We start from the raw sequence: 25,505 nt of genomic DNA on the forward strand, positions 1-25,505 counted from the left end.
AGCACACCGCCACCCTAACCGCCTAACCGTTAGCATTAACTTAACATTAACTTAACGGTGCAATTGTTTGTCTTAGATTTATAAAAATATTTGTTAAAAATAGTAAAATATTTGTTAAAAATAACCATAAATCAGTTAAGTTAAACTTCACTCACTGTCTTTTTTTGCCACTCGCCCTTTGAGTGCCACAGCGGTATTCACCAGTTTAATCAACTCATCTACACGCATCACACCCAAGTTTTCTCCCTCACGCGTACGCACATTGACTTGATTGCTCTCAACCTCTTTATCGCCCATAACCACCATAAACGGAATGCGTTGTAGCGTATGTTCACGGATTTTAAAGCCGATTTTTTCGTTACGCAAATCGGTAATTGCACGCAAACCTGCACCATTTAATTGTTTGGCAATGCTATCACAGGCAACAGCTTGCTTATCGGTAATGTTCATCACAACAATTTGAGTCGGAGCAAGCCACGCAGGAAACCAACCGGCGTAATTTTCAATCAAAATACCGATAAAGCGTTCAAACGAACCCAAAATCGCACGGTGAAGCATAACAGGACGTTCACGATCACCCGTCTCATTAATAAACTCAGCGTCCAAACGTTCAGGTAAGTTAAAATCAAGCTGTAGCGTACCACATTGCCATACTCTACCTAAACAATCTTTTAAGCTAAATTCAATTTTTGGCCCATAAAACGCACCCTCGCCTGCTTGCAATTCCCACTCTAAACCAGCATTGTCAAGTGCATCGGCCAAATCTTTTTCAGCCAAATCCCACAACGCATCCGCTCCAACACGTTTTTCTGGGCGGGTTGAAAGTTTCATCTGTACATCGTCAAAACCAAAATCTTTATACACATCAAGGGTGAGTTTGATAAAATCTTGGGCTTCTTTACGGATTTGGGCATTGGAACAAAAAATATGGGCATCGTCTTGCACAAAACCGCGCACACGCATGATACCATGCAATGAACCCGATGGTTCGTTGCGATGACACGAACCAAATTCAGCCAAACGCAAGGGCAAATCACGATACGATTTTAAGCCTTGATTAAACACTTGTACATGACAGGGACAATTCATAGGTTTAATGGCATAATCGCGTTTTTCCGATGCGGTGGTAAACATCATATCGCCATAGTTCTCCCAATGGCCTGATTTTTCCCACAGACTTCTATCAACCACTTGTGGCGTTTTAATCTCTAAATAACCGTTGTTTTTTTGTACATTGCGCATGTATTGTTCAAGCACTTGCCACACTGTCCAACCATTTGGATGCCAAAACACCATGCCCGGAGCTTCTTCTTGCAAATGAAACAAATCCAACGCCTTGCCAATTTTGCGGTGATCACGTTTTTCGGCTTCTTCTATGCGTTTAATGTAGGCTTGTAGCTCTTTTTTGTCCGCCCACGCTGTGCCATAGATGCGCTGCAATTGTTCGTTTTTGGCATCGCCACGCCAATACGCACCACTCATTTTTGTCAAGCGAAATGCTTTTAAAAAACGCGTGTTTGGTACGTGCGGCCCACGACACATATCGATGTATTCTTGATGATAATACAAGCCCATGTGTGTTTCGTCAGGCATATCCTCAATTAAGCGTAATTTATAATCCTCGCCACGATTTTTAAAAATTTCAATCACTTGTGCTCTGGGAGTTATTTTTTTAATCACATCGTAATCTTGATTGATTAATTGCACCATGCGTTCTTCGATTTTTGTCATGTCGTCTTGTGTGAATGGTTTTTCGCTATAAATGTCGTAATAAAAACCCTCTTCAATCACAGGCCCTATGACCATTTTTACCTCGGGGAATAACTGCTTGACAGCATGACCCAATAAGTGGGCACATGAATGACGGATAATTTCAACCCCCTCTGGATCTTTTGCAGTGATGATTTGCACCGTGGCATCGGTTGTAATAACATCGCACGCATCGACCAATTTGCCATTAACGCGACCTGCTATGGTTGCTTTGGCAAGCCCTGCACCGATGGATTGGGCGACTTGCATAACCGTGGTTTCACCGTCAAATTCTTTAATATCACCACTGGGTAAAGTAATTGTTATCATTGGGTTGCTCCTAAAATAGGCGTTGGCAGTGATGTTCGCTACGAGTGAACATTTATCCGCTACCGTTTGGATTAAAAAAATTAAAAAAATAAGTCGTTCATTATAGCAAAATTTATTGATAAAGCATACATTGACAAACTTAAAGATCAATACCGCCAACTATAAATTAAATCCACTGTGTTATTCACCGCCGATTTGCCCTCAATGTACAAGCGTTTTGTCAATTGATAACGCATACTAAGTTCAGGCTGTGCGGTAAATACCCCAACACCATAACGTATCAATAAATCCGGGGTAATGTAACCTGTGATACTAACAAGCGTATCGCTCCCCATACCACTTGCATCTAAAGTTAAACTTTGTAAGCCAAATGCCCGTCCAATCTCATTGGTTAGCTCGCGTGTTGTGCTTAAACCAAAACTTAAACCTGCGGTTGCCAATGTGTTATTTACCTTGGCTCTAAAATCTTGTTCACTGGTATTTTGTCCACTGTTGTTGTTTAGGCTGCCTGTTACCAGTGCGTTCATTGCTTGTTGTTCGGTCAATCCGCCATTGTTAAATACCATGATGTTTGGTTTGCTTACGGTATTGGTAACTTTAACCCCAACTTGTGTGCCTTGAATTTCTTTGGTGGCTTGCATATTTAGTATGGGATTGCTCACTGCACCATTAAAGCGAATTTGAGCAAAATTCAGATCCAAATTTTGTCCAAAAACCTCCACTTTGGAACGTTTGGCAACTTGTACCACGCCACGAGCTTGTAAACTGCCTTGTCCACGCTGCGTTAAATGCAACGCACCTGCCAAAGGCAACCTTGCTCCAAAACCTTGAAACTCCACATCTTTACCCAAATCCACGCCAATATCTGCATCAATTGCCCACGGTGTCGTTACGCGCAGCACTTCGTCAATTTGCCCTGCCAAACGCCGGTCAATAACGTTTACATCGGCTGATTCTGTTACCACATCTTCACTGGCAGCCGGCGGTCGAATCGTCGCTTGTGCAATATCCACAGCACCAACAACCTTAACATAACGGCGGTTTGGACGTACAATCACATCAAAAATCGGATTGACTTTTGCGATCACCAATGGCGGCTGGCTGATTTGTAAATTTTCACCGATGAGTTTTAATTTGGCTTGCATTTCATGCGCCCAATCCAGTGTGCCTGTGATTTTGCCAACCCCATTACCTGCAGTGCTAAAACCCCCATCTATGGTTGCTTGATTGCCCTTAACCGATCCCAACAGGTTCAAATTATCCATACGCATCGGTAAACCTGTAATTGCCAATGAAGCATTTTGAATCTCAATATCACCGACAAATTTTGGCTGATCTAACGTACCGTTGACTTTACCCGCCACCAAACCAATGCCTGTTAAACGTTCAAATGCAGGAAAAAAGGGTTTTAACACTGCCAAATTCACCTGTTGAAACACCAGTGTACCGTCAATTGGTTTTTGATCTTTATACGGATTAATCAGTGCATCAAAATAGCCGTCACCTGCGTTATTGGCGGTTTTTAAATCTGCACGCAATTTTAATCCGTCCGCGGTAGAACGTGCAATTACACTGATACGCTGATACGCCAAAGTCGTTGCCACTTCGTCCGCTGACTGAGGCGCTGTGCCAAATGTACCATTGTCTGAATAAAAACTGGCATTAACACTGGGTTTGTGATTTTTTTGCCAATTTACCAATGCCGATCCGTTTAATTTACCCGTCCAAGCAATGTCGTTTGGCAAAATCACAGTAAAAATTTGGCTGTCAACCTCTTTTAAACTCAAATCAACCTTGCCTTGTTGCTTTGATACGCTTAAATTGTCATTTAAGCATAGCTGTCCTGGTTGGTTTGCCATTTGCCAACAATGCGATGCCAGTTGTAGCTGTGGATTTTGCCAATTTAGGTGCATTTGCGTAGGTTGCACTTGTTGCAATTTGGCATATTTTGTGCCAATTTGTCCATTGCCAAGCACGCCTTTCCAAGTATTTTTTTGCAAATCTACACCGCCTTTTAGCGTGGCTTGCACATTGCTGCGAGTGCTTTCGGTTTTGATGTCAAGGCGATGTTTGGCTTGTGTGCCCTCAAACTGTAACTGTAGTGCTTTTAGTGGCTGATTGGCAATATTTAAACCCGTTGCCTTAAGTTGTAATTGGCTTGGCGTGTGAGCAAGATTGATTAAATTGCCTTTGACACTCATATCCAGCACCTGAAAATCTGTCATGCTGATATTACGCCCGGCCAAATCCACCATAATGTTTGGCAAAGGTTGGTTTGACGGTTGCTTAAGCACAATACCGCCACGCACCATGCCTTGAAATTGCGGTATCAACTGATGTAAAGTACTCATATCCACACTGGCAACCAGTTGTTGTTCGTTGCCTGTTGCACTGATTTTGTTATCGCCCCATTGCACCAATAAATTATCGGCTTTTAAACGCTCAACAACCTGCTTAATCGAATTAACCGATTGATTTTTCACGCTTTTATTAAAAATTTGTTGTAGATTTTCTAAATTCTTTGGTAAATTTAATTGTGCCAATAAAGTTCCTGAGGCGATCAAGGGTTGGTTTTTTAACTTACCTTTAATATTCATATTATTGATATTAATCAATTGTTTGGTATCATGCCAAAAACCATCGCTATCCACTGTGCCTGTTAATTGGCTTGGTAAATTTGGAGCAAAATAACTGGCGTCAAAATTTTGTAATTTGGCGGTAACTTGCCAACCAACACCTTGAGTCAAATCCAATTTACCCATAGCATCAATCCCGCCTGCATTGCCTTGATGAATGAATTTGTTGATCGATAATTGTTTGGTATTGCCCTCAATGTCTAATTGAAGTTTGCCTTTTGGCATATTTGGCATATCCAGTCCGCCGTCAAATTTGGCAACCAAATGGTGCAATTGTGTGTTGCCCTTATCATCGGTTTTTATATCGACCTGTGCATTGCCAAATCCTGTTAGATTTAGGCGTTTTTTGGTAGTGCTGTTGGTAGATTTTGACTGACTGTTTGGTTGGCCGTTTGATGCCAACATATCACCGAGCATATTGACATCGCCAATTTCAATGGTATGCCGTGCGGTATTTTTTGCCAAATTTTGTAAACTGCCCTTGGCGGTTAGTGCGCCTGTCAAACCTGCAAATGGTATGCTATCGATCACGCTGTTGGCATTAAAATCTTTGGTATTGGCCTGAATTTGCCACGTTAATGGCTGTTTGTTTTTGGCAAGATTTAGCCCTCCTTTGGCACTTAATTGCCCAGCTATTCCTTGATAATTTAGCTGATTAAAGGTAATTTTTTCGCCAATTTTATCCAGATTAATTTTATAATCACCTTTTGGTGCAAGGTTTAATTTAACAATATTTGCACTGGCATTGACTTGTAATTTGTCGCTGCTTTGAGTGTTGCTTGTGCCTTGATACGTGATTTTTGCATGGCCACTTGGACTGTCAAGGTCGCCAATATCAGGTAAGTTATGACGCACAAGGTTTTGCCAATTCAGATCAAGGTGATACGGTAAATTTTCACCTTTGGCTTGGTGCACCGCTGCATTGATTATCTCGCCGTTTTTTTGGCGTAGATTGGCACGCACTTGCATCGGATCGCTATCGGTTGCCGCGTTATATACCAATGCCAGTTTACCGCTTAAACTTGTCGGAGCATACGAGGCAATATCCGTTGGCAAAAGTTTACGAATGGCAAACGCATCAGCGGTATTCATGAGTGAAATATTCAGCCTATTTTCCCAATCAATCACACCGCGACTCACAAGCCTACCCTCGGGCAAGGTTGCAATTAATTCATGGATATTTAAACGATTGCCATCGGTATTGGCATGCCCTTGATAATGTCCATTTGGTATGTCCTTGCCGGTCAAATCTGTGTTCAACGCAATATTAATGCTATCGGTTACCCCTTTGGCAACAAGCTCGCCGTTTTTTAGATGAATGCCTTGCTCGGTTGCATAGGGCAACAACATATCTTTCCATGTCAATTTGGCATCAAACGGGGCTTTATCTTCTAAAGGCTTGGCGTTAATCACCCCAGAAATATCCGAATGGTTATAACGGCTTTGCACTTTGGCGGTCAATGACTGTAAACTGCCAGACAACTGTCCATCAATTTTGTCAAAATAAGCATCGGTTAGTGCATGAATGGTAACTGTGGTATTGGCATCGATCGGATAGTTGTTTTGTAAGTCAATCTTACCTGATAATTTATCAATAGTTAATAATTCATTGTAAGCCAATTTGGCAGATTTCACCTTAATCAAACTGTCAAACCAAGTAAAATCTTGGATATTGGCTTGTTTAAAATCGATATTTAAAAAATCTTTTTGGTGTTCTTGTGTGTGTTGTTGATAACGCACCAAATCCGCTTTAACCTCATCTAAGGTTAAATTAATCGGTAAGGCAATGCGTTCGTATTGAAAGGGCTGATCGTCGTTGTCCGGGGCTTTGTGATTGGTGATAATCATTTTGCCAATATTGGCCTGTCTTAAATGCACCTCTTTACTCAATAAAGCACGCCAACCCACTTTGACAAATGCCTTATCCACCTTCACCTCAATTTGACTGGCATTGGCATCAGATGTGTTTTCGTTAGGAATATGAATGTCATGCAACCACAAGCCATCACGCAGGTTGCCCTCACCGACTTTTAGCCGAACCCCCGTCTGCTCGATCGCCGTATTGATTAAAAATTGCGTGCCTTTTGGCGTGCCAACTGCATAATAAATCAACAGCAACATCACCAAAAATCCCACAACCAAAAAGAATATCGTCTTACTCACCAATGACAACCGATACCAACGCGAAAACCAATTGGTCTTATGCTTGGTAGAATCTAAACGGTCTGTGCTGTTGGTATTGTCAGAATTTTGGGAGGTAGGATCGGTCATGTTGATAAATCATCATAAAGAAATCAAAAAAAGTAAAGTACCATTTTAACAAATTTTAGCAACTTTATTTAGGATTTTTTAAAATTTTTTTGCGTGTAACCGGTTAATTTTTGCGATTTTTGAATAAATCATAACTAAAAAACACAAGCCCTGTCCAAATAAACGCAAACGTAATCAATTTACTGACATCAAACGGTTCATGATACAAAAAAATTGCCATAAAAAAGATGATACTCGGCGTTAAATAATTTAGAAAACTTAACAGATTAAACGCCACCATTTTTGTTGCCTTGTTATACATCAGTAGCGGAATAAGGGTAATTGGGCCTGCAAACATGAGTAACAAAATATCACTTGACACCCAAAAATTTGCCTTACTGCTTGCCACATCGTGCATCATAAACCACGCAATAAACACCGGCACAAGCATGCCTGTTTCAATAAACATCGCATTTAACGCTTTCAGCGGATTGTAGCGGTGCATAATCCCATATATCGAAAAACTAAACGCAACCCCCAAGGATACCCACGGTAATTTGCCAAGCATAATAAGCTGTATCAGCACCCCAATTGTCGCAAGCCCAACAGCAAGCCACTGCAAAGGACGCAGCTTTTCTTTTAACACAACAAGTGATAACAAAACACCGACCAACGGCCCTATATAATAACCAAGGCTTGCCTCTAAAATACGATCGTGATTGACCGACCACACATACACAAGCCAGTTTAAGCTAATAATTGCCCCTGAAATAGCCGTAAAAAACAGCCATTTTGGTTGCTTATGAATGATAGTCAGCCACGCCCATTGACGCGTAATGATAAGTATTGCCAAAATGACAACAAACGTCCAAATAATGCGATGACCGATAATCTCAACTGAGTCATACGTTTTTAACAATTTAAAATATAACGGAAAAAACCCCCAAATCATAAAAGCAGATAAGGCAGTGGCAATACCTTTTGGCGTGGTGGTAATCATGTTAGACATGGCTGGTTATTTTCCCAATCTTAATTGTTTCGCTTATCTTCATCATAACAGACACCACTTCAATCCACCACGTCAATGTTTAATCCTGCCTGCCCCACCAATTTGGCAAAATTTGGAAAACTGGTGTTCACCGTTTCTGTGCCAGTAATTTCAATGTCGCCAGACGCTCTTAAACTTGCCACAGCAAAACTCATGGCAATGCGATGATCGTGATGACTGTCAATCACGCCACTACCAAACGCATATTGTTCGCCTTTGCCAATAATCTCAATGCCATCAGTCAGCACAGTGCAATCAACGCCTAAGGTTTTTAGCCCATCTGCCATGACCGCAATGCGATCGGACTCTTTTACCCTAAGCTCCGCTGCCCCACGCAAAACCGTCTTGCCAGTGGCACAGCTTGCCGCCACAAACAACACGGGAAATTCATCAATTGCCAGTGGCACAAGGTGTGGCGGAATGTCAATGCCTTGCAACTTGGCAGATTTTATACAAATATCGGCTACAGGCTCGCCACCCACCATGGTTTGATTAACAAGGGTGATATTTGCCCCCATCAGGGTTAAAATCTCAATCACCCCAGTACGCGTAGGATTGATACCCACTTTTGGCAACACAACATCGCCGTTGTTGGCAATGGTGGCCGCCACCATAAAAAACGCCGCACTTGAAATGTCAGCTGGCACTTCAATGTTACAAGCGGTTAAGTCAGAGCCGCCCGTTAAGCGAATTTCATTGCCTTGCTTAAGTTGTTTGACTGTTACTTGATAGCCAAAAGCCTGTAACATACGTTCGGTATGATCGCGGGTGATTTGTGGTTCAATCACACAAGTTTCGCCATCTGCCCACATGCCTGCCAACAGCAAACAAGATTTGACTTGAGCGGACGCCATAGGCATGTGATAAGTCATGCCCTTTAAGCCTTGATTGCCAGTAATTTTCACAGGGGGTGTGCCTTTTTCGCCCGTGGTTTGCACTTTTGCTCCCATGGCACGCAAAGGTTTGGCAACCCGCTCCATCGGGCGTTTGGATAAACTTTTATCGCCAATCATCACGCTGTCAAATTTTTGAGCGGATAAAATCCCTGCCAAAAGTCGCATGCTTGTGCCAGAATTGCCCATATTCAAAGTATTATTGGGGGCGTTTTTTGGCGGTTTTAATCCATGTAAACCCACGCCTTCAATGGTCACTTTATCGCCGTTTCTGTCTATTTTTACCCCCATATCCACAAAGGCTTGCAAAGTGGATAACGCATCTTCACCTTCCAAAAAATTGCTAATTTGGGTAACCCCATTTGCCAATGAACCGAGCATAATGGAGCGGTGCGAAATGGACTTGTCGGGGGCAACTTTGTGCGTGCCGGTAAACGTGGTGCTTGGGGTGAGTTTGTATTGCATTTTAATATCCTTTATTACATCTACAAAATAATTTTTCCAAAATGACAAACCAAATATCTTAATCTTGTAAATTTTTCAACTTCTCTTTTTCTACCAAAAGCCTGCCAAAATACTCTCGGGCATTTTTAGCGGTATTAAAAGTGTTTAATAATTCATCAGAATTATCATTTTCAATTGCCCGTTTTAGCTCGGTTAAAACGGCTTGATAAGTATCCAGCCCCTTTAACACCGCTTCTTTATTTGCCAAAAATATGTCATGCCACATAATGGGACTGCTTGCTGAAATGCGGCTAAAATCACGAAATCCGCCCGCCGCATAACGAAAAATATTTAAATTTTCATCGTCTTTGGCAAGCTGATAAGTCAACGCATACGACAATAAATGCGGCAAATGACTGGTTAGGCTTAAAATTTCATCGTGCTTTTTAGCACTCATCACGCTGACAATCGCTCCCACGCTTTGCCACAATTGTTTAATTTTATTGACAAATTTTGCTTTGGTATTATTTTGACAAATAATCAATTCATGCTGAACAAACAAATCCGACTTTCTTGCCAATACGCCCGATTTTTCCGCCCCAGCAATTGGGTGAGCGGGCACAAAATTTAACTCAATATTAAAGTCTTTTTCAATCCTTTTACAAGCGTTTATAACATTAACCTTGGTGCTGCACACATCGGTAACAATACAGTCATCAGCCAACACACCGCTTTTTTTGGCAACTGCCAATGTCTGAAAAATCGGCAATACCGCCTGCACGGGCACACAAATCACCACCAAATCGCACCCTGCCAAAACATCAGGCAAATGCGTTGAGCCATACGCAATTAAGCCAATGTTTTCGGCGGTTTTAAGCGTATCGGCATTGTTATCACACGCCACAACCTGCTCGGTAAGTTTGCGATCAAGCATGGCTTGAGCAAGGCTTGCACCCATCAGTCCAAGCCCAATAAAGACAACTTTGTTAAATAAAGGCTGCATATTATTTTACAAAACCGCCTTAGGATACGAGCCAAGCACCCTTAAATCCTTGACATTAGGGCGAATCTCATCAATGGCTTGTTTGACATTTGCATCATGAATATGTCCACTCATGTCAATAAAAAACACATACGCCCATTTGTTCGGACGTTCTGGCCGAGTTTCAATGCTCGTCATAGACACGCCGTATTTGGCAAGTGGCTGTAAAATCTCAATCAACGCCCCTGCTTGATCTTTTGCTGATACCAAAATACTGGTTTTATCCTGACCGCTTGGAGCAATCTGTTCTCGTCCAATCACCAAAAAACGGGTTGTATTGGAGGGGTTATCTTCAATATTTTCACTTAATTTATGCAAATCATATTCCGCTGCCGCCACATCACCTGCGATCGCCGCTGAATGCCACTCGCTTTTAATGCGTCTTGCTGCCTCGCCGTTAGAAGATACCGCCACGCGCTCTACATTGGGGTAATGCGTATCTAGCCACTGACGACACTGGGCTAAGGCTTGTTGATGGGCATAAATCTGCGAAATGGCATTCACCTTGGTATGTTTATCCACCAAAAATTGGTGATGAATGGGCAATTCCACCTCGCCTACAATCTTTAGATCGCTTGCCAAAAAACCATCAAGCGTGTGATTAACCACACCCTCAGATGAATTTTCCACAGGCACAACCCCATACATTGCAGATCCTGCTTCCACTTCACGAAACACGTCCATGATCGTCGCAAGTGGCAAGGTTGTCGCCGCCTTGCCAAAATGCTTTAAAGCAGCAGCATGGGTAAATGTACCAACCGGGCCAAGATACGCCACTTTTTGTGGGGCTTCTAAATCCAAGCACGCCGACATAATCTCACGGAATAAGCGCGCCATTTTATCCGCTGGCATCGCCCCTGCACCATTACGCTCCATGACCGCTTTTAGCACTTGGGCTTCACGCTCTGGCCGGTAAAAAATCGGATTTTGTTCGTGCTGCTGTTTTAAGGCTGCCACTTGTTTGGCAAAACCTGCACGTTCATTAATCAGTGCTTGAATTTGTTTATCCACACTGTCAATCTGTTGACGCAACTGTAGCAATTGTTCTGTGTCAAGCGTTTGTTCTTTATCAGGCGTGTTTACATGTTCCTTGGTTGTTTTAGTCATTTGATACTGCACCTTTTAAAAGGTTAAATTTTAAGATTAAATGGTAAAATAGGCTTATCTTAGCACATTTTGGCAAAAATCGCTAAACACAACGCAACGATTTGTGCAAATTTATACAAAAAATTTGCTTTTATTGTTTAATGCTTTTAGATATTGTTTAATGCTTTTAGAAAAACTACTTTTTAGCGTAACACCGAACCAACAACTTACCAACAAAAATCCACTGGTAACCGTTCATAAAATATGCTAACTTTTGTCAATTTAAATTTAATTAATCAAATTAATCAATGGAATAATCATGGCAAACACGCTAAACCAACTAAGAATGATGACCACGGTTGTTGCAGATACAGGTGATTTAAACACAATTGAACGCTTACGCCCTGTAGATGCAACCACCAACCCAAGTTTAATTACCAAGGCCTTAACCCACTCAAATTTACAGCCTATCTTAATTGACACTTTAGCCAAACATAACAATAATATTGACAACACAATTGACGAATTGACGGTTTATATCGGTCGTGAAATTTTACAGCACATTGATGGGCGTGTGTCTACCGAAGTTGATGCTCGCTTGTCCTTTGATACCGAACAAACCGTTGCCAAGGCATTGGCCTTTCTCCAAATGTATGAACAAATGGGCGTGGATAAACAGCGCGTACTGATTAAAATCGCAGGAACGTGGCAAGGTATTCAGGCCGCCAAAATCCTTGAAGAACAAGGCATTCACTGTAATATCACCTTAATTTTTGGCTTACACCAAGCGATCGCTTGTGCCGATGCCAATGTAACACTTATTTCGCCGTTTGTTGGACGGATTTTAGATTATCAAAAACAACAACAAAACCGCGATAATATTCCAACTAACGAAGACTTAGGCATTTTATCAGTAAAAACAATTTACAGTTATTTTAAACAACACGGTTACCAAACCCAAGTCATGGGTGCAAGTTTTCGCAATGTAGATCAAATTTTAGCCCTGGCCGGCTGTGATTTATTAACAATCTCGCCTGATTTGATTGACAACTTGCGTGCAATGGACAAACAAATTGAACGCCAACTCTTCCCTGACATGGCTTTTGCTACGATTGAAAAACAACAATTTGATGAACAAAGTTTTACCAAGGCTTTAGAACAAGACAGCATGGCAACCAAACTACTCACGACAGGAATCGATGGTTTTATCAATGCTCGTGAAGAATTGGCAAACAAATTACAAAATTTGGTTAATACAAATTCTGGTTAGTACAAATTCTGGTTAGCACAAAATTTGGTTAAAAAATCTCTTTAAAAATGCAAAACAATACCAATCCTACGCGCAGGCGTTTTTTACATTACAGCATGGCAATTGCAGCATTGCCTTTAATAACCGCCTGTAGCGATGATCCAATAGGGATAAAAATTGCTCCTAACAGCACGGTAATTGCCCTAGGCGATTCGTTAACTTACGGCTATGGTGCGGATAAAAACCAAGCCTATCCTGCGGTTTTGGCACAAAAAACAGGTTGGCAAATCCACAATGCAGGCATTAACGGTGATACATCATCAGGCGTATTGACACGGTTAGACAGCATTATTGCACAAAAACCCAGCCTTGTGCTGCTAGGAATTGGTGGCAATGATGTATTACAGCGCATAAATCCAAACACAACCAAACACAACATCACTCAAATTGTACAAACGCTTAAAGCCAAAAACATTGCCGTTGTGCTAATTGCCGAGCCACACTTTAGTGCCAGTGCATTGTTTGGATCAGCAAGTGATAACCCAATTTATCAAGAAATTGCCAAAGCAGAACAAGTCATTTTATTTAAAAAAAGTGATGGCGGTTGGTCGGATATTTTGTCCGATAAAAAACTAAAATCCGATCAAATCCATGCCAATGCAACAGGTTATGCCAAATTTGCCGAAAATTTCTATCAGTTTTTACAAAAGCACAAAATGATTTAGGACAATATCAAGCAATTAATCAAACCAAATCAAGCCAAATAGCGCATTAACCGCTTAATGTGTTTGTCAAGCCCAACATTTTGCACACTGGCATCTTCTAAATAATCCACGCCTGCGGTTTTTAACGCTTCAGCATAAATCGCGTTTAGGTGTTTTGGTAGATAATAATACGCAATTAAAGTGCGAAAATCAGTTTCTTGTTTGCGCAAACTTGTTACCAAACGCATGACATCTTCTTTAGGTATATGATACATAATAATTAGCATATCTACTGAATTATTTTTTAAATAATTCAACAAAAGCTGACTGTCATAAAAGCCTTGAATTCTAGCCCCTGAATTTATCAGATGCTGGGTTTGAGATAAAAGTGCGGTGTCTTTGCACCAAACTACAAAATGTTTGTCTTTGAGCAAGGTTTGTTCTTGGCGGCTGTCCCAATCTTTTAACAAAAACTGCAAGGTAAATTTGCTGCCTTGGTTTGGCGTGCTCGCCACTTCAATATCACCGTTTAACAAATGTACCAATTTTTTTACCAAAAACAACCCAACCGTGGTATTTTTAACCGTGCGCGGTGTGTTTGGATTAATTTGAAAAAATGGGTGAAAAATATTTGTGAAATTTTGTTTGTCAATGCCAATGCCTGTATCTTCAACCACAATCGTCCAACGGATATTTTTTTTCAAATGTTCCAGTTGCGACACAACCGTTACCGAACCATATTCGGTAAATTTGATCGCATTTTCTATCAGTGAAGACACTATCGTATCAATTTTTTTTGCATCGCCTTCTAGCACATAGTCGGCGTGGTAGGTTTTTAATTCCAAACTCAACTGTTTTTGCTGGGCAAGCAACTGTGATTTTTCCACAATACTGTGCAACAGATGCCCGGGATTAAACTGACACAACTCAACCGTGGTTTGTCCTTTGTCAATGCGATTTAAGCGGATAAGCTGACTTAGTTTTGCATTTAAATCGTCCATTCCTGTATCAATCATCTCAATGGCATCTTGTTGTTCATTGCTAATATATTGATTTTTTAGCAGTTTTATTCCCACTTCAATGTGATTTAATGATAACTTAAATTCATGACTTAGACTGTTTTGAAAAATGGAGTGTTGTTCAATTTGTTTAAAACTTTCATCTTTTAGCAGGCAAATCTCTCGGTTTAGTTGAGCCAATTGATTATGCTGGTTTTTTTGTTTGTCTAGCAGGTGAAACAAGGCTTTTTCATACAACCAAACCGCTTGTTTGTCATTAGGCAGATGATAATCTTTTTGCACAACCTCTTCATCATGTAAAATTTTTTGGCTTAATTTTTCTAAAACTGGCAAACGCTTGGTGGCTTTTTTCAAAAACAACAACATAACAATCAAGGTTAACAATGAGACAATTATCATCATGACAAACATTGGCAAATTACGCTTAAACCATTGACTGCGAATGACGGTTAAATTTAACGTGGTGTTGACATAACCAACAAGTTGAGTGGGCTTAACTGGTTCATCATCTGTGACTATATTTGGCATCTGTAAGATTACCGCTTCGCTTAGCCCATAATATTTGCCAAAAAACATGGTGGGTAAGTCTAGTTTTTTGTTGGTTAGTTGCTCTTGAGCACTGCTGACAGGAAAAAAATTAATGCTTTCAATTTGTGGGTTGGTATTTGACAGATATTTGACTTGAGCGGCAATTAAGGTTTGGTTTTGGCTGGTCGCCGTTTGGGTTAATAAATGATTAATGCTGTGAATGTGAGTCGCCTCTTCGCGCATGGTATTGCAGACATCATTAAACAAATACACAAAAAAGCACAGCACCAACACCAAAAAAAAGGGCATAACAACAAAACGTTTTGACAAATATTGGTAATTTAACGATTTGATACCCATAAGTTTACCTAAACTTTTTCATTGGTTTTATTAATTATACAAATATGATGCAAGACACGCTGCAACCACGCCTTTGCCAGCAATAACGATATAATTAACGTTTTTTATCACGTTTTTTAAATTTTTGCACTTCGCGGCGTTTGCGTTCTTTTTGGGCTTCAGTCATGGTGTTTTTGCGATCGGCGTATGGATTGGCGTTTTGTTTAAATTCCACTCTCACAGGCGTGCCCTCAAGTTTAAATACTTTACGAAATTCGTTTTCTAAATAGCGTTTGTAACTGTTTGGTATTTGCCCCGTTTGGTTGCCATGCACAACGATGATCGGCGGATTATGCCCACCCATATGAGCAAAACGCAACTTGATACGACGTCCACTTACCATTGGCGGTTGATGGGCGCTGACTGCATCTTGCAAAATCTGAGTCAAACGACTGGTTGAGATGCTTAACATCGCCGATGCGTAGGCTTTGTGAATAGACGGATAAAGATTGCCTGTGCCTGTGCCGTGCAATGCTGAAATTAAGTGGATTTTGACATACGGAATAAAATTAAAACGCCGCTCCATATCAATTTTTACCCAGTCTTTTTTGTCTTGATCCAAGTTATCCCATTTGTTAATGGCAATGACCATCGCACGCCCTGCATCTAAAGCATAACCCAAAATGTGCAAATCTTGATCGGTAATGCCTTCTTGAGCATCAATCACAAGCACCACCACATTGGCATCTTTAATTGCTTGTAAGGTTTTGATAACGCTAAATTTTTCTACTTTTTCGTCAATGCGGCCACGCCTGCGCACCCCTGCAGTATCAATCAGTACATAGTTTTGCCCCTCGCGTTCAAACGGAATGTAAATACTATCACGCGTTGTCCCTGGCATATCAAACACAACCACACGCTCTTCACCCAACAAACGGTTAACCAACGTAGATTTACCCACATTAGGTCGACCGATAATTGCCAATTTTAAACCATCAGGTGCTTTTTCTTCAACAGCAGTGCTTGGCATATCGGCGGTTAAATGCTCCAATAAATTGGTAATGCCACGTCCATGACTGGCGGTTGTTGCAAAAGGCTTGCCAAATCCTAACGCAAAAAATTCACCAATAGATGCTTCGTGTACGCCGTCAACTTTATTTGCCACCAAAAACACAGGTTTGCCAAGTGTGTGTAACTGTTTGGCAATCACCTCATCGGATCCCACAAGCCCCGCTCGCGCATCCACCACAAACACCAAAATATCCGCTTCATGAATGGCGGTATACGACTGGGTTGCCATATAATCATCAATATTGCCAGAACCGTCATCGTCCTCGCCAATACCGCCTGTATCTACCACAATAAATGCCTTATCTTCAAACAGCGCATCACCATACTGACGATCACGCGTTAAACCTGCCAAATCAGCAACAAGGGCTTGACGGCTTTTGGTAATTTGGTTAAAAATCGTGGATTTACCAACGTTCGGACGCCCAATTAAGGCAACAACAGGCTTCATAATTATTCCAATTTCAAATTCAAAACTTGCTACAAAAACTATACCACAAAACTAAAAATTTCAAGGCAAAAACTCAAGGCAAAATCAAAAACTAACGCACCACTTGCCAAACGCTAAAACCACCGTTCATACTTTGGACAATTAACCGCGAATCTTGATCAATATTTTGCAATGTTAAATGATTAATGTCAACTTTTGTTTGTTTTCTGTCAATGATTTTGCCAGTTGTTTTGTCAAAAACGTGCAAATAACCAAGTTTATCTCCAACAATCACACTGTTTGGTGTGGCAACTGGGTTGCTTAAACCGCGAAATTTTAAACTTTCAGATTGCCAATTTTCATTGCCTGTCAATTTATCCAATGCCAACACTTGACCGTCTAATGTGGTAACGTATAATTGATTGCTGTCCGCCGCCAAGGATTTTAAGCCAGCAAGTTGCTTGGTAAAGGCAATTTCACCACTTGTCATATCAATTGCCAACAATTGTCCACTATAAGCTATCAAATACAGCATGTTGTCCACAAAAATCGGAGTTGCATCCATATCCATTAAGCGTTCGGTTTCACTGACGCCCATACGCATGCCAACAGGTTGCGACCATAAGTCCAAACCATTGTCTGGGTTAAAAGCATGAATCTTACCATCTGCACCGCCAATTAACACAATTTCACTGTACAACAACATTGGCATGGCATTACCACGCACGCTTAAATCTGGGTTTTTAATCCCATTTTCCCACCCAACCTCGCCTGTTTGTAACGATAAACCCTGTATGTTACCGTTATTTGCCAACACAACAATGCGATTATCACGAATTAACACAGGGGCAAGCACATTGCTTGTCATTTGGTGTTGCCACAAGGTTTTGCCGTTACTTCGATCAAGGGCGATCAAATTGGCATGACGATCAGCAACAATGACAACATCAGCGGTTTTAAGATGATTGTCAATTGCCACGCCAGAATACAGCCCTTGCTTAAATTCAACTTGCCACAACTTATGTCCGTCCATATCAAAGGCGGTTACTAACCCATCAGGACTTGCGGTAATGTAGCCTTTAGAATCACTTACGGTTTGAAAAGAAGTTACGCTTTGGCTAAGTGCTTGCTTTTTGTTAAAGCCAAATTTTTTGACAGATTGTTTATCTTGGCTAAAAAGTAGGTTTAGGCTATTTTGAGTTTGGCTTAATGCCACAAGCTCTTTGGGCAAATTTGTGTTTTCGGATTTCTTAAAACTTTGACAAGCGGTGGTACTTAATGCCAATATCGCAAGCATGGCCACGCTAAGTGTTTTTATCGCAGATAGATTGTTGTTTGTCGCGTGTTTTTTAGAATATAAAGAGTGTGTCATCATAATTTTTCAACTTTTGTTTGATAAGTTTTAGTTTAATAAATTTTGGTTTAAGCAATAAAACGATTAAACCAACGATTAATTGGGAGCAGATGCAACCTTTGTTGCGATCTTGGCTATATCATCAACAGATGTATTTGCGGTTTGACTTGCCGTCGCTGTGGTTGGGCTTGCAATGACGCCGTTATCCAAATCAGGCTGTTTTGGAGTTAAGCCCAAATTTTCCATTTTTAAACGTAAAAAAGCACGATCTTGTTTTAGTTCATTGTTTTCATTACGGTTTTCAATGGCTTGCCACGCTTTTTGGTAAAAATCCATGGCTGATTTTTTGTCATTTTTTGTCATGGCCACATCACCAAGCAACTCGTTTTTACTGGCATCAAAAGCAGGTGGCAACACAACTTGTAGTGCTTTTTCGGCTTCATCGGCTTGCTGATTGCCAATCAAGGCTTGGGCGTAACGCAATGTGGCAATTGCCTTTAATCCTTCATCATTCAGATTGAGGGCAACAGCCTGCTGCAATGTGGCAATTACTCCTTTGATATCCCCTGTATCGGTTTGTTGTTTGGCTTTTAACATCAAGGCTTGCCAAGTGTACACTGAATTGGTATGCTTGGTGATAAATGCGTCCAACTCCTTGGCAAAATTCGCCTGTGCATTGGTAAGATCGTCGGTTTTGGCATCGGTTTCATTGGTTGGCGTAAGATCTAAAACCGCCTGTTGACTGGCTTGGATTTTAGCAAATTCGGTCGATGTTGCCTCATCAATGTGGCCGCCGTGGTTTTGCCAATAATTCCAACCAAAATAACCCCCCAATACCAACACAATCGCTAACACAATATAGCCACCGTACTGGCGTAGGGCTTGCATAGACTGCTGTTCATCATTTGGCAGTTTTGGGGTTACATCTTTTACCATTCATTTTACCTTAAAATTATTTTAAAATTGTATTTATTTTAACGCTTAATCCAAAACCGTTCATACATCGCTATAAAAACACATCATTGATATAAAAACACATCGTGCTATAAATCACTCATCATCAATGTTTTCATCATCAAGTGCTTCAAACAAATCTTGTAACGCTTCATAATCAATAAAAAACGTGTCATCTTCTTTATCGGTCTTAAACTGCTCGCCTGTTTGCATGTTTTTGACACTGATCGTACCGTTTTTGACTTCTTCTGCACCGATAATCACGGTAAATTCCGCTCCAGATTTGTCCGCTTTTTTCATTTGGGATTTTAGACTGGTGGCAGATGCCATTTTGACACGCACATACGGATTGCTTTGACGCAAAAAATTGGCATAAACCATGCCATCAAGATAATATTCAGGCTGGGCTACAACAAAAATATCACACACAGAATCCATCTCAAATGGATTAACCGCTTGAATCAACAACAATAAACGCTCAAGCCCCATTGCAAAACCAACCGCAGGCTGACTTTGAGGTGGTTGTTTGTCTTTTTTGTCAATGCCAGTTTTGTTAATGGTGGCAATTTGTCCGATTAAGCCATCATAACGCCCACCGCCACATACAGTTGCCTGACTGCCAAGTTTATTCGTTGTCCATTCAAACACGGTTTTGTTGTAATAATCAAGGCCACGCACCAGTTTGTCATTGATCACAAATTCAATGCCAACAGCGGTCAAATATTGTTTGACTTTGTCAAAATGCTCCAAACTGCCCTTGCCTAAAAAATCCATAAGTTTTGGAGCGTTTTGCAAAATCTTTTGAGTTTTGCTGTCTTTACTGTCCAAAACACGCAATGGGTTGGTGGTTAAGCGTCTTTGACTGTCTTCGTCCAACTCGTCTTTATGGGCGGTCAAATAGGCAATGAGTGCCGTGCGAAATGCTTGGCGTTCATCAGCCTCGCCCAGCGTATTTAATTCAAGCTGAACATGATCACCAATACCCAAATCCTGCCACATCTGATAAGTCATCATAATAAGCTCGGCATCGGCATCGGGCAATTCACTGCCAAAACTTTCTACACCAAGCTGATGGAATTGACGATAGCGGCCTTTTTGGGGTTTTTCATAACGAAACATCGCCCCCATATACCATAGTTTTGGCGTATCACCACGCAATAAATTATGCTCAAGCACCGCCCTTACAGCCCCTGCTGTACCTTCAGGCCTTAGGGTAAGCGGTGTTGGTGGCTCACCTTTATCAACAAATGAGTACATTTCTTTTTCAACAATGTCGGTATTATCACCAATAGCACGGCTAAAAAGCTGGGTTTCTTCTACAATTGGCAAGCGTATTTGCTCAAAACCAAACCGATCAAGCGTCTCAATAAGTTTGGTTTCTAGCAGTCGCCATTCACCACTTGGACGTGTATCACCCGTGGCAATGTGTAAAATATCGTTAAATCCTTTGATGGCTTTTAAGGTCATAGCTTTTCTCTTAATGTCGTTTTTAAAACGCCCAATTGACATGATTTAGATCAAACATTCATCAAAACCATTTCTTAAAAATACTTTGATAAGTGCCATCGGCTTTCATATCCGCCAAGGATTTATTAATATCATCTAACAACTGTTTGTTGTCTTTTTTCAATAAAAATCCATAGCTTTCTTGTGGATAAGCATAGTCTATTGCAAAATGTAATGGCGTTTCTTTGGTGGAATATTTTTCAAAATAATAAGGCATTACCGATGAATTGCCAATCGCTGCCACAGAATCGCCTGACAATACATTTTTTACCGCCAACCAATCACTATTGACATAATGAATGTTGTCTTTTTCTTCGGCTTTTTGGGTGTTAACCACATCATAAAAAGTATCTATCGGACTGTCTTTTATTGCAACACTTTTGTCTTTGAGTTGCTCCATACTTTTTAACTCGGCGTCTTTACTTAAAATGGTAACCGGATACGCATCCAAATACGAATTTGTCATCGCATATTTTGCCACTCGATCTTCGGTGATACTGATATTGCCTGCAACAATCTGCACACCGTCATTTTCAACATCGTCCATCAGTTGTTTTCTGGGTTTATATTCATAAGTAAAGTTATAATTGGCACGTTTTGCAACTTCTTGCAAAATATCATGTTCAAACCCTTCAAACATGCCTTTTTCATCTAAAGAATTTAGCGGGGCGTTGCCTGTTGCCGAGGCAATAAAACCCACTTTTACTTGAGTTAAGCCTGCTTTAGTATCGCTTGGTTGTTGTGCTGATGCCTCGGTTGCTTGTGGTTGTTGTTCAGAAGAGCATGAAGCCATTAACACACAAAAAGGAATATAAAATAATTTTTTCATAACGCCTCGGTATTGTTGATAAAAATAAAATCTTTTAAGGTTTGAATATGCCGATATATTTATTGATACCCATTATAAAGGCCGCGAAAACTCACCTTTAAACGTTACAGGAACGGTTACATTAATGCCTGCCAATGCCATAACATCGCGCAAACGTTCAAGCCCCTCGGTCATATTAAAACTTTCAATATTGATTTCAATTGGTTTTTGGGTTTCTACCACAATTGTATGCGAACCTGTGCGTGTAATGGTTAACTCACCCACCAAATCTGCTTGTTGTCCGTGCATTTCTAGCTTAATTGGCTGGGTTAAAGTTAATGGACTGTTTAATGGCAAATTGTTAATTGTCGCAGGATCAAGATCGGCTGAAATTACCGCCGTGGCAAATTTATCCGTCTCAAACAACCATTCAACCAAACGTTGATCTCTAATTGCAATATCGGTATCAACACTTGCCAAATTAATTTTCATGTTCAAATTACCCTGCTTATCCAATACAGCAGAATAATCGGTAAAACGCCCCGTTTCTGGAATGTTGTTGCCATTTACATCGGTTTTGGTACTGGTAAACACAATATCTGCCGTTTTCAGCGCCCACTCTACAATGTCGGTTGGGATATTGGTATTATCAACTTTTTCAACCGTTTCGGTTTGCACAGCAGGCTGGCTGTCTTTGGTTTCTGGCGTAGGTGTGCAACCAAACATAAGAATGGATAATAAAATCACTAACGTTTTGTTCATAATACAACTCCAAGAGTAAGTGTAACGTAAAAGTAAGTGTAACGTAAAATTTTAACCAATTTAACCAATAAATTGCCAAATAAGTTTTTATGACAAATAAGCCCTTATGACAATGTTCTCTTATGACAATGTTATTGTGTGTATCATTTGACGAGCTCGTTTTTCCTGCAAAACTTTAACATGCTCGCGTACCATCGCTTCAATTTCATCGGCTAATTGCTTAGTATCAATCAAATGACTTTTTTGACCTCCTTTATAAACCAAGCTATTAGGACTTGCTCCCACAACACCAATATCCGCTTCTTTAGCCTCGCCTGGCCCATTGACTTTACAGCCAATAACCGATAAATCAATGGGTTCGCGTATATCCTCAAGACGCGCCTCTAACTCATTCATCACTTTAATCACGTCAAATTCTTGCCGGCTACAACTTGGACAAGCAATAAAGTTTACGCCATTGCTACGAATATTTAATGATTTTAAAATATCAAAACCAATTTTAATTTCTTCTTCAGGCAAACTTGCCAATGAAATTCGCATGGTATCACCAATGCCATCAAGCAACAATCCGCCCAAGGCGATCGCTGATTTTACCGTACCTGTGCGATACACACCCGCTTCGGTAACACCAAGGTGCAAGGGATTGTCAATCTGTGCTGAAATTAGGCGATACGCATCAAGCGTCAAAAACACATTGCTTGCCTTTACCGAGATTTTGTATTCAGCAAAATTGTTACGGTCAAGAATATCAATATGACGCAAGGCGGATTCTAACATAGCCTCGCCTGTCGGTTCACCGTATTTTTTTTGTAAATCTTTTTCAAGCGATCCTGCATTCACACCAATTCGCATGCTAATGCCGTGATGCTTGGCACACGCGATCACCTCGCGCACTTTTTGTTCATTGCCAATATTGCCAGGGTTAATACGCAGACAATCCGCCCCCTGTTCCGCTACCGCCAAAGCAATTTTATAATCAAAATGAATGTCAGCAACCAGTGGCACAGACACGCGTTTTTTAATCTCGCCAAAAGCCTCCACGCTCTCCATCGTAGGCGTAGAAACACGCATAAAATCCGCTCCAGCATCCACACAACGTTCAATTTGGGCAACCGTTGCATCTACATCACAAGTATTGGTATTGGTCATACTTTGCACGCTAATCGGTGCATCGCCACCTATTGCCACATTACCAACGTGGATTTTTTTGGTAGGCTTACGCAGAATAGGGCTGTGGTGCGACATGGTTATTCCTGTTTTTGTGTAACTTTTTATGTAACTTTTTTATGTAACTTACAACTATTTTTAACCAATTTTTTTAATCAAATTCACTATTGTAATGTAAAATTGGCTTGGTTGTTTTGAGCATAATCACTGATTTTAATCGGTTGTTTGTTAAAATCAATGTTGACATTGCTCGCTTTGTCAATTTGCACATTAAACGGTGCTTGCCCTGATAAATTATACCCTCCACGAGCCTGCTTGCCTTGTAACAACACCTTGCCTGTAGCATCGGTGATATTGATCGTTGTTTTATTTTTAACCCAAATCTCAAGCGTAGATAAACCTGTAGTCGATGCTGCACTTGCAGTATGCACATGACTGCCAATTGCTGAACCTGCGTTAGAAAGCGATGCTCCTGTGGCTTGCTCTTGTGGAGTAACTTCTTGCACAATTTCGGCAGGTTGATTTTCGTGATGGGCATTTTTAACCGTTTTAAAAATCATCGTTGCCACAATCAACACAACCAAAATCCCACCAATCAAAAACCAATTAATTTTGATTCCGCCACGACTATCACGCTGTAACGTTCCCATCGGTTGTAGCGGTGCATTGTCAAAACTTTCATATTTCTTACGCAATTCGCTTGGGTATTGAGCGTCAAAACTTTGGCTAATAACCTGCGAATCAAAACCCAAAAACCGCCCATAATTCACCGCAAAACCGCGAGCAAATGTCGGCTGTGGTAACGCCTCAAAATCTGCATTTTCTAACGCCACCAAATGCCGTTTTAAAATATGCGTTTCGTTCACCACATCATCAAGACTTAGCCCTTTTTTTTCACGGGCTTGTTTTAAACGCTGCCCAAGCGGATGCAACATATCCATTGCTTGGGTTGAATTTTTGACTGGTTGTTTCGTTTGCATACATTATCCACAATATCTCAAGGTACAATATTTCAAAGTTAAATCATTCAATCAAGTTTAATTAAATCAAAGTGATAATTACCAAAGCAATAATTACCAAAAAAGCTACCAAAAGTTACCAAAAAAAATTTTAGCCTTATTTCCACACTGCATTTGGTGTGCGTAGCCATTGTTTTAATTGTTTGGCTTCAGAACTTGTTGGAAATTTATCCAACAATTGTTGGCTAAATTTTTGCAATTCGGTGTTGTTGCCTGTGAGTTTTGCAAGCCTTGCTCCTTGTTGCAAGGTACGCGGATCAAGGTATTCCTCCCCCAAAATTGTCATTAAATCAGCGTGCAATTTTTTGGCATTTAAGGTCTGTTTTTCGTTGATAAAAATATCAATCATCTCTGAACGAGCAATCACGCTGTAGCGATTGGCATCTAAGGCTTTACCGAAAGCTTCTTTTGCCTTAGCGGTATCGTTAACTTGCAAATACATACGCCCCAAATTTTCAAGTGCATCTGCTCTACCTTCGTAACCCAGCGTTGATCCTGCAATCTCAAACTGTGCAATGGCTTCAGAATAACGTTTGACTTTTGCCAAATACACGCCGTAATTATTATGGGCTTGAGTAAAATCCGGATCCAATTCAAGGGCTTTTTTAAAATAAGCCTGGGCTTTTTGTAGATTTAACGCACTGCCTTCTTGTTGCAAAAGCACGCCCATCATATCATGAGCTTGCGGTGAGTTTGGATCGGATTTTAATGCTTGCTCTAATTGGCGTTTGGCATCGTCAAGTCTGTGTTCGCGGATAAACTGTGCTGCAATCGCTGTGCGTGAACGGGCTATTTCTTTTGGATCTTTTATCCAACGGCTCGGATCGCTGCTTGTGATTGTTTGACTGCTTATGGTTTGGCTTTGGCTACAACCCATCACAATCACTGACATACCCAACACAACAAGGCTTGCCAAAACATTTTTTTTCCATTTTTTTAATCCAAAATCATCATTGTCAAGCATTAAACCATGATTTAATTGTTTCATTTGTAAAACCTTTGCAAAACCCTGTTTAAAAAATTTAAAAACACTAAAAACTAAAAACTTAGCAAATACTACATACTATAACAAATTTAACTAAAAAAGCACAACAAAAAAAGTGAATTTGGTGTATTTATT

Annotated in this window: 16 protein-coding genes and 1 pseudogene; 2 read left to right on the forward strand and 15 right to left on the reverse strand. The window is 40.6% G+C overall.

The window, feature by feature from the left end; genetic code table 11:
* Positions 1-147 precede the first annotated feature (147 nt).
* The 5 genes and pseudogenes from thrS to pheA form a co-directional block, all read right to left on the reverse strand.
* The gene (gene thrS / locus MOMA_RS08950; protein ID WP_009502209.1) at positions 148-2,079 is read right to left on the reverse strand and encodes a threonine--tRNA ligase; all 1,932 of its coding nucleotides are present in this window, start codon (positions 2,077-2,079) and stop codon (positions 148-150) included.
* Positions 2,080-2,225: 146 nt separating this feature from the next.
* Entirely contained in the window at positions 2,226-6,986 is a 4,761-nt protein-coding gene (locus tag MOMA_RS08955; RefSeq protein ID WP_009502210.1) for a translocation/assembly module TamB domain-containing protein, read from the reverse strand.
* A gap of 103 nt (positions 6,987-7,089) precedes the next feature.
* Positions 7,090-7,974, reverse strand: a complete 885-nt coding sequence (gene rarD / locus MOMA_RS08960; RefSeq protein WP_040625210.1) for an EamA family transporter RarD — start codon at positions 7,972-7,974, stop codon at positions 7,090-7,092.
* A 59-nt stretch (positions 7,975-8,033) separates the two neighbouring features.
* Positions 8,034-10,353: pseudogene (locus MOMA_RS10100) on the reverse strand (bifunctional prephenate dehydrogenase/3-phosphoshikimate 1-carboxyvinyltransferase).
* Between the two features lie 6 nt (positions 10,354-10,359).
* The gene (gene pheA / locus MOMA_RS08970; RefSeq protein WP_009502212.1) at positions 10,360-11,499 is read right to left on the reverse strand and encodes a prephenate dehydratase; all 1,140 of its coding nucleotides are present in this window, start codon (positions 11,497-11,499) and stop codon (positions 10,360-10,362) included.
* 298 nt (positions 11,500-11,797) lie between these two features.
* On the opposite strand from pheA, the gene MOMA_RS08975 reads away from it, so the two are divergent.
* Both MOMA_RS08975 and MOMA_RS08980 read left to right on the forward strand, forming a co-directional pair.
* Positions 11,798-12,748 carry a transaldolase gene (locus MOMA_RS08975; protein WP_009502213.1) on the forward strand — a complete coding sequence of 317 codons (951 nt, stop codon included), beginning with the start codon at positions 11,798-11,800 and terminating at the stop codon, positions 12,746-12,748.
* A gap of 47 nt (positions 12,749-12,795) precedes the next feature.
* Entirely contained in the window at positions 12,796-13,452 is a 657-nt protein-coding gene (locus MOMA_RS08980) for a GDSL-type esterase/lipase family protein (protein ID WP_009502214.1), read from the forward strand.
* 29 nt (positions 13,453-13,481) lie between these two features.
* On the opposite strand, the gene MOMA_RS08985 is transcribed toward MOMA_RS08980, so the two are convergent.
* The 10 genes from MOMA_RS08985 to pilW form a co-directional block, all read right to left on the reverse strand.
* Complete coding sequence (locus MOMA_RS08985) at positions 13,482-15,338, reverse strand: sensor histidine kinase (protein WP_009502215.1); 1,857 nt, start codon at positions 15,336-15,338, stop codon at positions 13,482-13,484.
* A gap of 94 nt (positions 15,339-15,432) precedes the next feature.
* Entirely contained in the window at positions 15,433-16,842 is a 1,410-nt protein-coding gene (gene der, locus MOMA_RS08990) for a ribosome biogenesis GTPase Der (RefSeq protein ID WP_040625212.1), read from the reverse strand.
* 85 nt (positions 16,843-16,927) lie between these two features.
* Complete coding sequence (bamB, locus tag MOMA_RS08995) at positions 16,928-18,190, reverse strand: outer membrane protein assembly factor BamB (RefSeq protein WP_152411824.1); 1,263 nt, start codon at positions 18,188-18,190, stop codon at positions 16,928-16,930.
* Between the two features lie 75 nt (positions 18,191-18,265).
* Complete coding sequence (locus tag MOMA_RS09000; protein WP_009502218.1) at positions 18,266-19,105, reverse strand: YfgM family protein; 840 nt, start codon at positions 19,103-19,105, stop codon at positions 18,266-18,268.
* A gap of 114 nt (positions 19,106-19,219) precedes the next feature.
* On the reverse strand, positions 19,220-20,590 hold the full coding sequence (hisS, locus tag MOMA_RS09005; protein WP_009502219.1) for a histidine--tRNA ligase: 1,371 nt from the start codon (positions 20,588-20,590) through the stop codon (positions 19,220-19,222).
* A 61-nt stretch (positions 20,591-20,651) separates the two neighbouring features.
* A complete protein-coding gene (locus tag MOMA_RS09010; RefSeq protein ID WP_009502220.1) occupies positions 20,652-21,458 on the reverse strand; it encodes a substrate-binding periplasmic protein in 807 nt (268 codons plus the stop codon).
* Between the two features lie 72 nt (positions 21,459-21,530).
* The gene (locus MOMA_RS09015; protein ID WP_009502221.1) at positions 21,531-22,199 is read right to left on the reverse strand and encodes a YceI family protein; all 669 of its coding nucleotides are present in this window, start codon (positions 22,197-22,199) and stop codon (positions 21,531-21,533) included.
* Positions 22,200-22,319: 120 nt separating this feature from the next.
* Positions 22,320-23,444 (reverse strand): flavodoxin-dependent (E)-4-hydroxy-3-methylbut-2-enyl-diphosphate synthase, encoded by a 1,125-nt coding sequence (gene ispG / locus MOMA_RS09020; protein ID WP_009502222.1) that lies wholly within the window; start codon positions 23,442-23,444, stop codon positions 22,320-22,322.
* 86 nt (positions 23,445-23,530) lie between these two features.
* Positions 23,531-24,346: a RodZ domain-containing protein gene (locus MOMA_RS09025; RefSeq protein ID WP_009502223.1), complete on the reverse strand. Its 816-nt coding sequence runs from the start codon at positions 24,344-24,346 to the stop codon at positions 23,531-23,533.
* Positions 24,347-24,482: 136 nt separating this feature from the next.
* Positions 24,483-25,373, reverse strand: a complete 891-nt coding sequence (gene pilW, locus MOMA_RS09030) for a type IV pilus biogenesis/stability protein PilW (protein WP_009502224.1) — start codon at positions 25,371-25,373, stop codon at positions 24,483-24,485.
* Positions 25,374-25,505 lie beyond the last annotated feature (132 nt).

This window comes from Moraxella macacae 0408225, assembly GCF_000320365.1.
Taxonomy (GTDB): domain Bacteria; phylum Pseudomonadota; class Gammaproteobacteria; order Pseudomonadales; family Moraxellaceae; genus Faucicola; species Faucicola macacae.

Excerpts from the sequence above, each read along its gene's own strand:
- hisS (WP_009502219.1), bottom strand. The coding sequence starts at position 20,590 with ATGACCTTAAAAGCCATCAAAGGATTTAACGATATTTTACACATTGCC.
- bamB (WP_152411824.1), bottom strand. The coding sequence starts at position 18,190 with ATGATGACACACTCTTTATATTCTAAAAAACACGCGACAAACAACAAT.
- pilW (WP_009502224.1), bottom strand. The coding sequence starts at position 25,373 with ATGAAACAATTAAATCATGGTTTAATGCTTGACAATGATGATTTTGGA.
- MOMA_RS08980 (WP_009502214.1), top strand. The coding sequence starts at position 12,796 with ATGCAAAACAATACCAATCCTACGCGCAGGCGTTTTTTACATTACAGC.
- pheA (WP_009502212.1), bottom strand. The coding sequence starts at position 11,499 with ATGACTAAAACAACCAAGGAACATGTAAACACGCCTGATAAAGAACAA.
- MOMA_RS08955 (WP_009502210.1), bottom strand. The coding sequence starts at position 6,986 with ATGACCGATCCTACCTCCCAAAATTCTGACAATACCAACAGCACAGAC.
- MOMA_RS08985 (WP_009502215.1), bottom strand. The coding sequence starts at position 15,338 with ATGGGTATCAAATCGTTAAATTACCAATATTTGTCAAAACGTTTTGTT.
- rarD (WP_040625210.1), bottom strand. The coding sequence starts at position 7,974 with ATGTCTAACATGATTACCACCACGCCAAAAGGTATTGCCACTGCCTTA.
- MOMA_RS09025 (WP_009502223.1), bottom strand. The coding sequence starts at position 24,346 with ATGCAAACGAAACAACCAGTCAAAAATTCAACCCAAGCAATGGATATG.
- thrS (WP_009502209.1), bottom strand. The coding sequence starts at position 2,079 with ATGATAACAATTACTTTACCCAGTGGTGATATTAAAGAATTTGACGGT.
- MOMA_RS09015 (WP_009502221.1), bottom strand. The coding sequence starts at position 22,199 with ATGAACAAAACGTTAGTGATTTTATTATCCATTCTTATGTTTGGTTGC.
- ispG (WP_009502222.1), bottom strand. The coding sequence starts at position 23,444 with ATGTCGCACCACAGCCCTATTCTGCGTAAGCCTACCAAAAAAATCCAC.
- MOMA_RS08975 (WP_009502213.1), top strand. The coding sequence starts at position 11,798 with ATGGCAAACACGCTAAACCAACTAAGAATGATGACCACGGTTGTTGCA.
- MOMA_RS09010 (WP_009502220.1), bottom strand. The coding sequence starts at position 21,458 with ATGAAAAAATTATTTTATATTCCTTTTTGTGTGTTAATGGCTTCATGC.
- MOMA_RS09000 (WP_009502218.1), bottom strand. The coding sequence starts at position 19,105 with ATGGTAAAAGATGTAACCCCAAAACTGCCAAATGATGAACAGCAGTCT.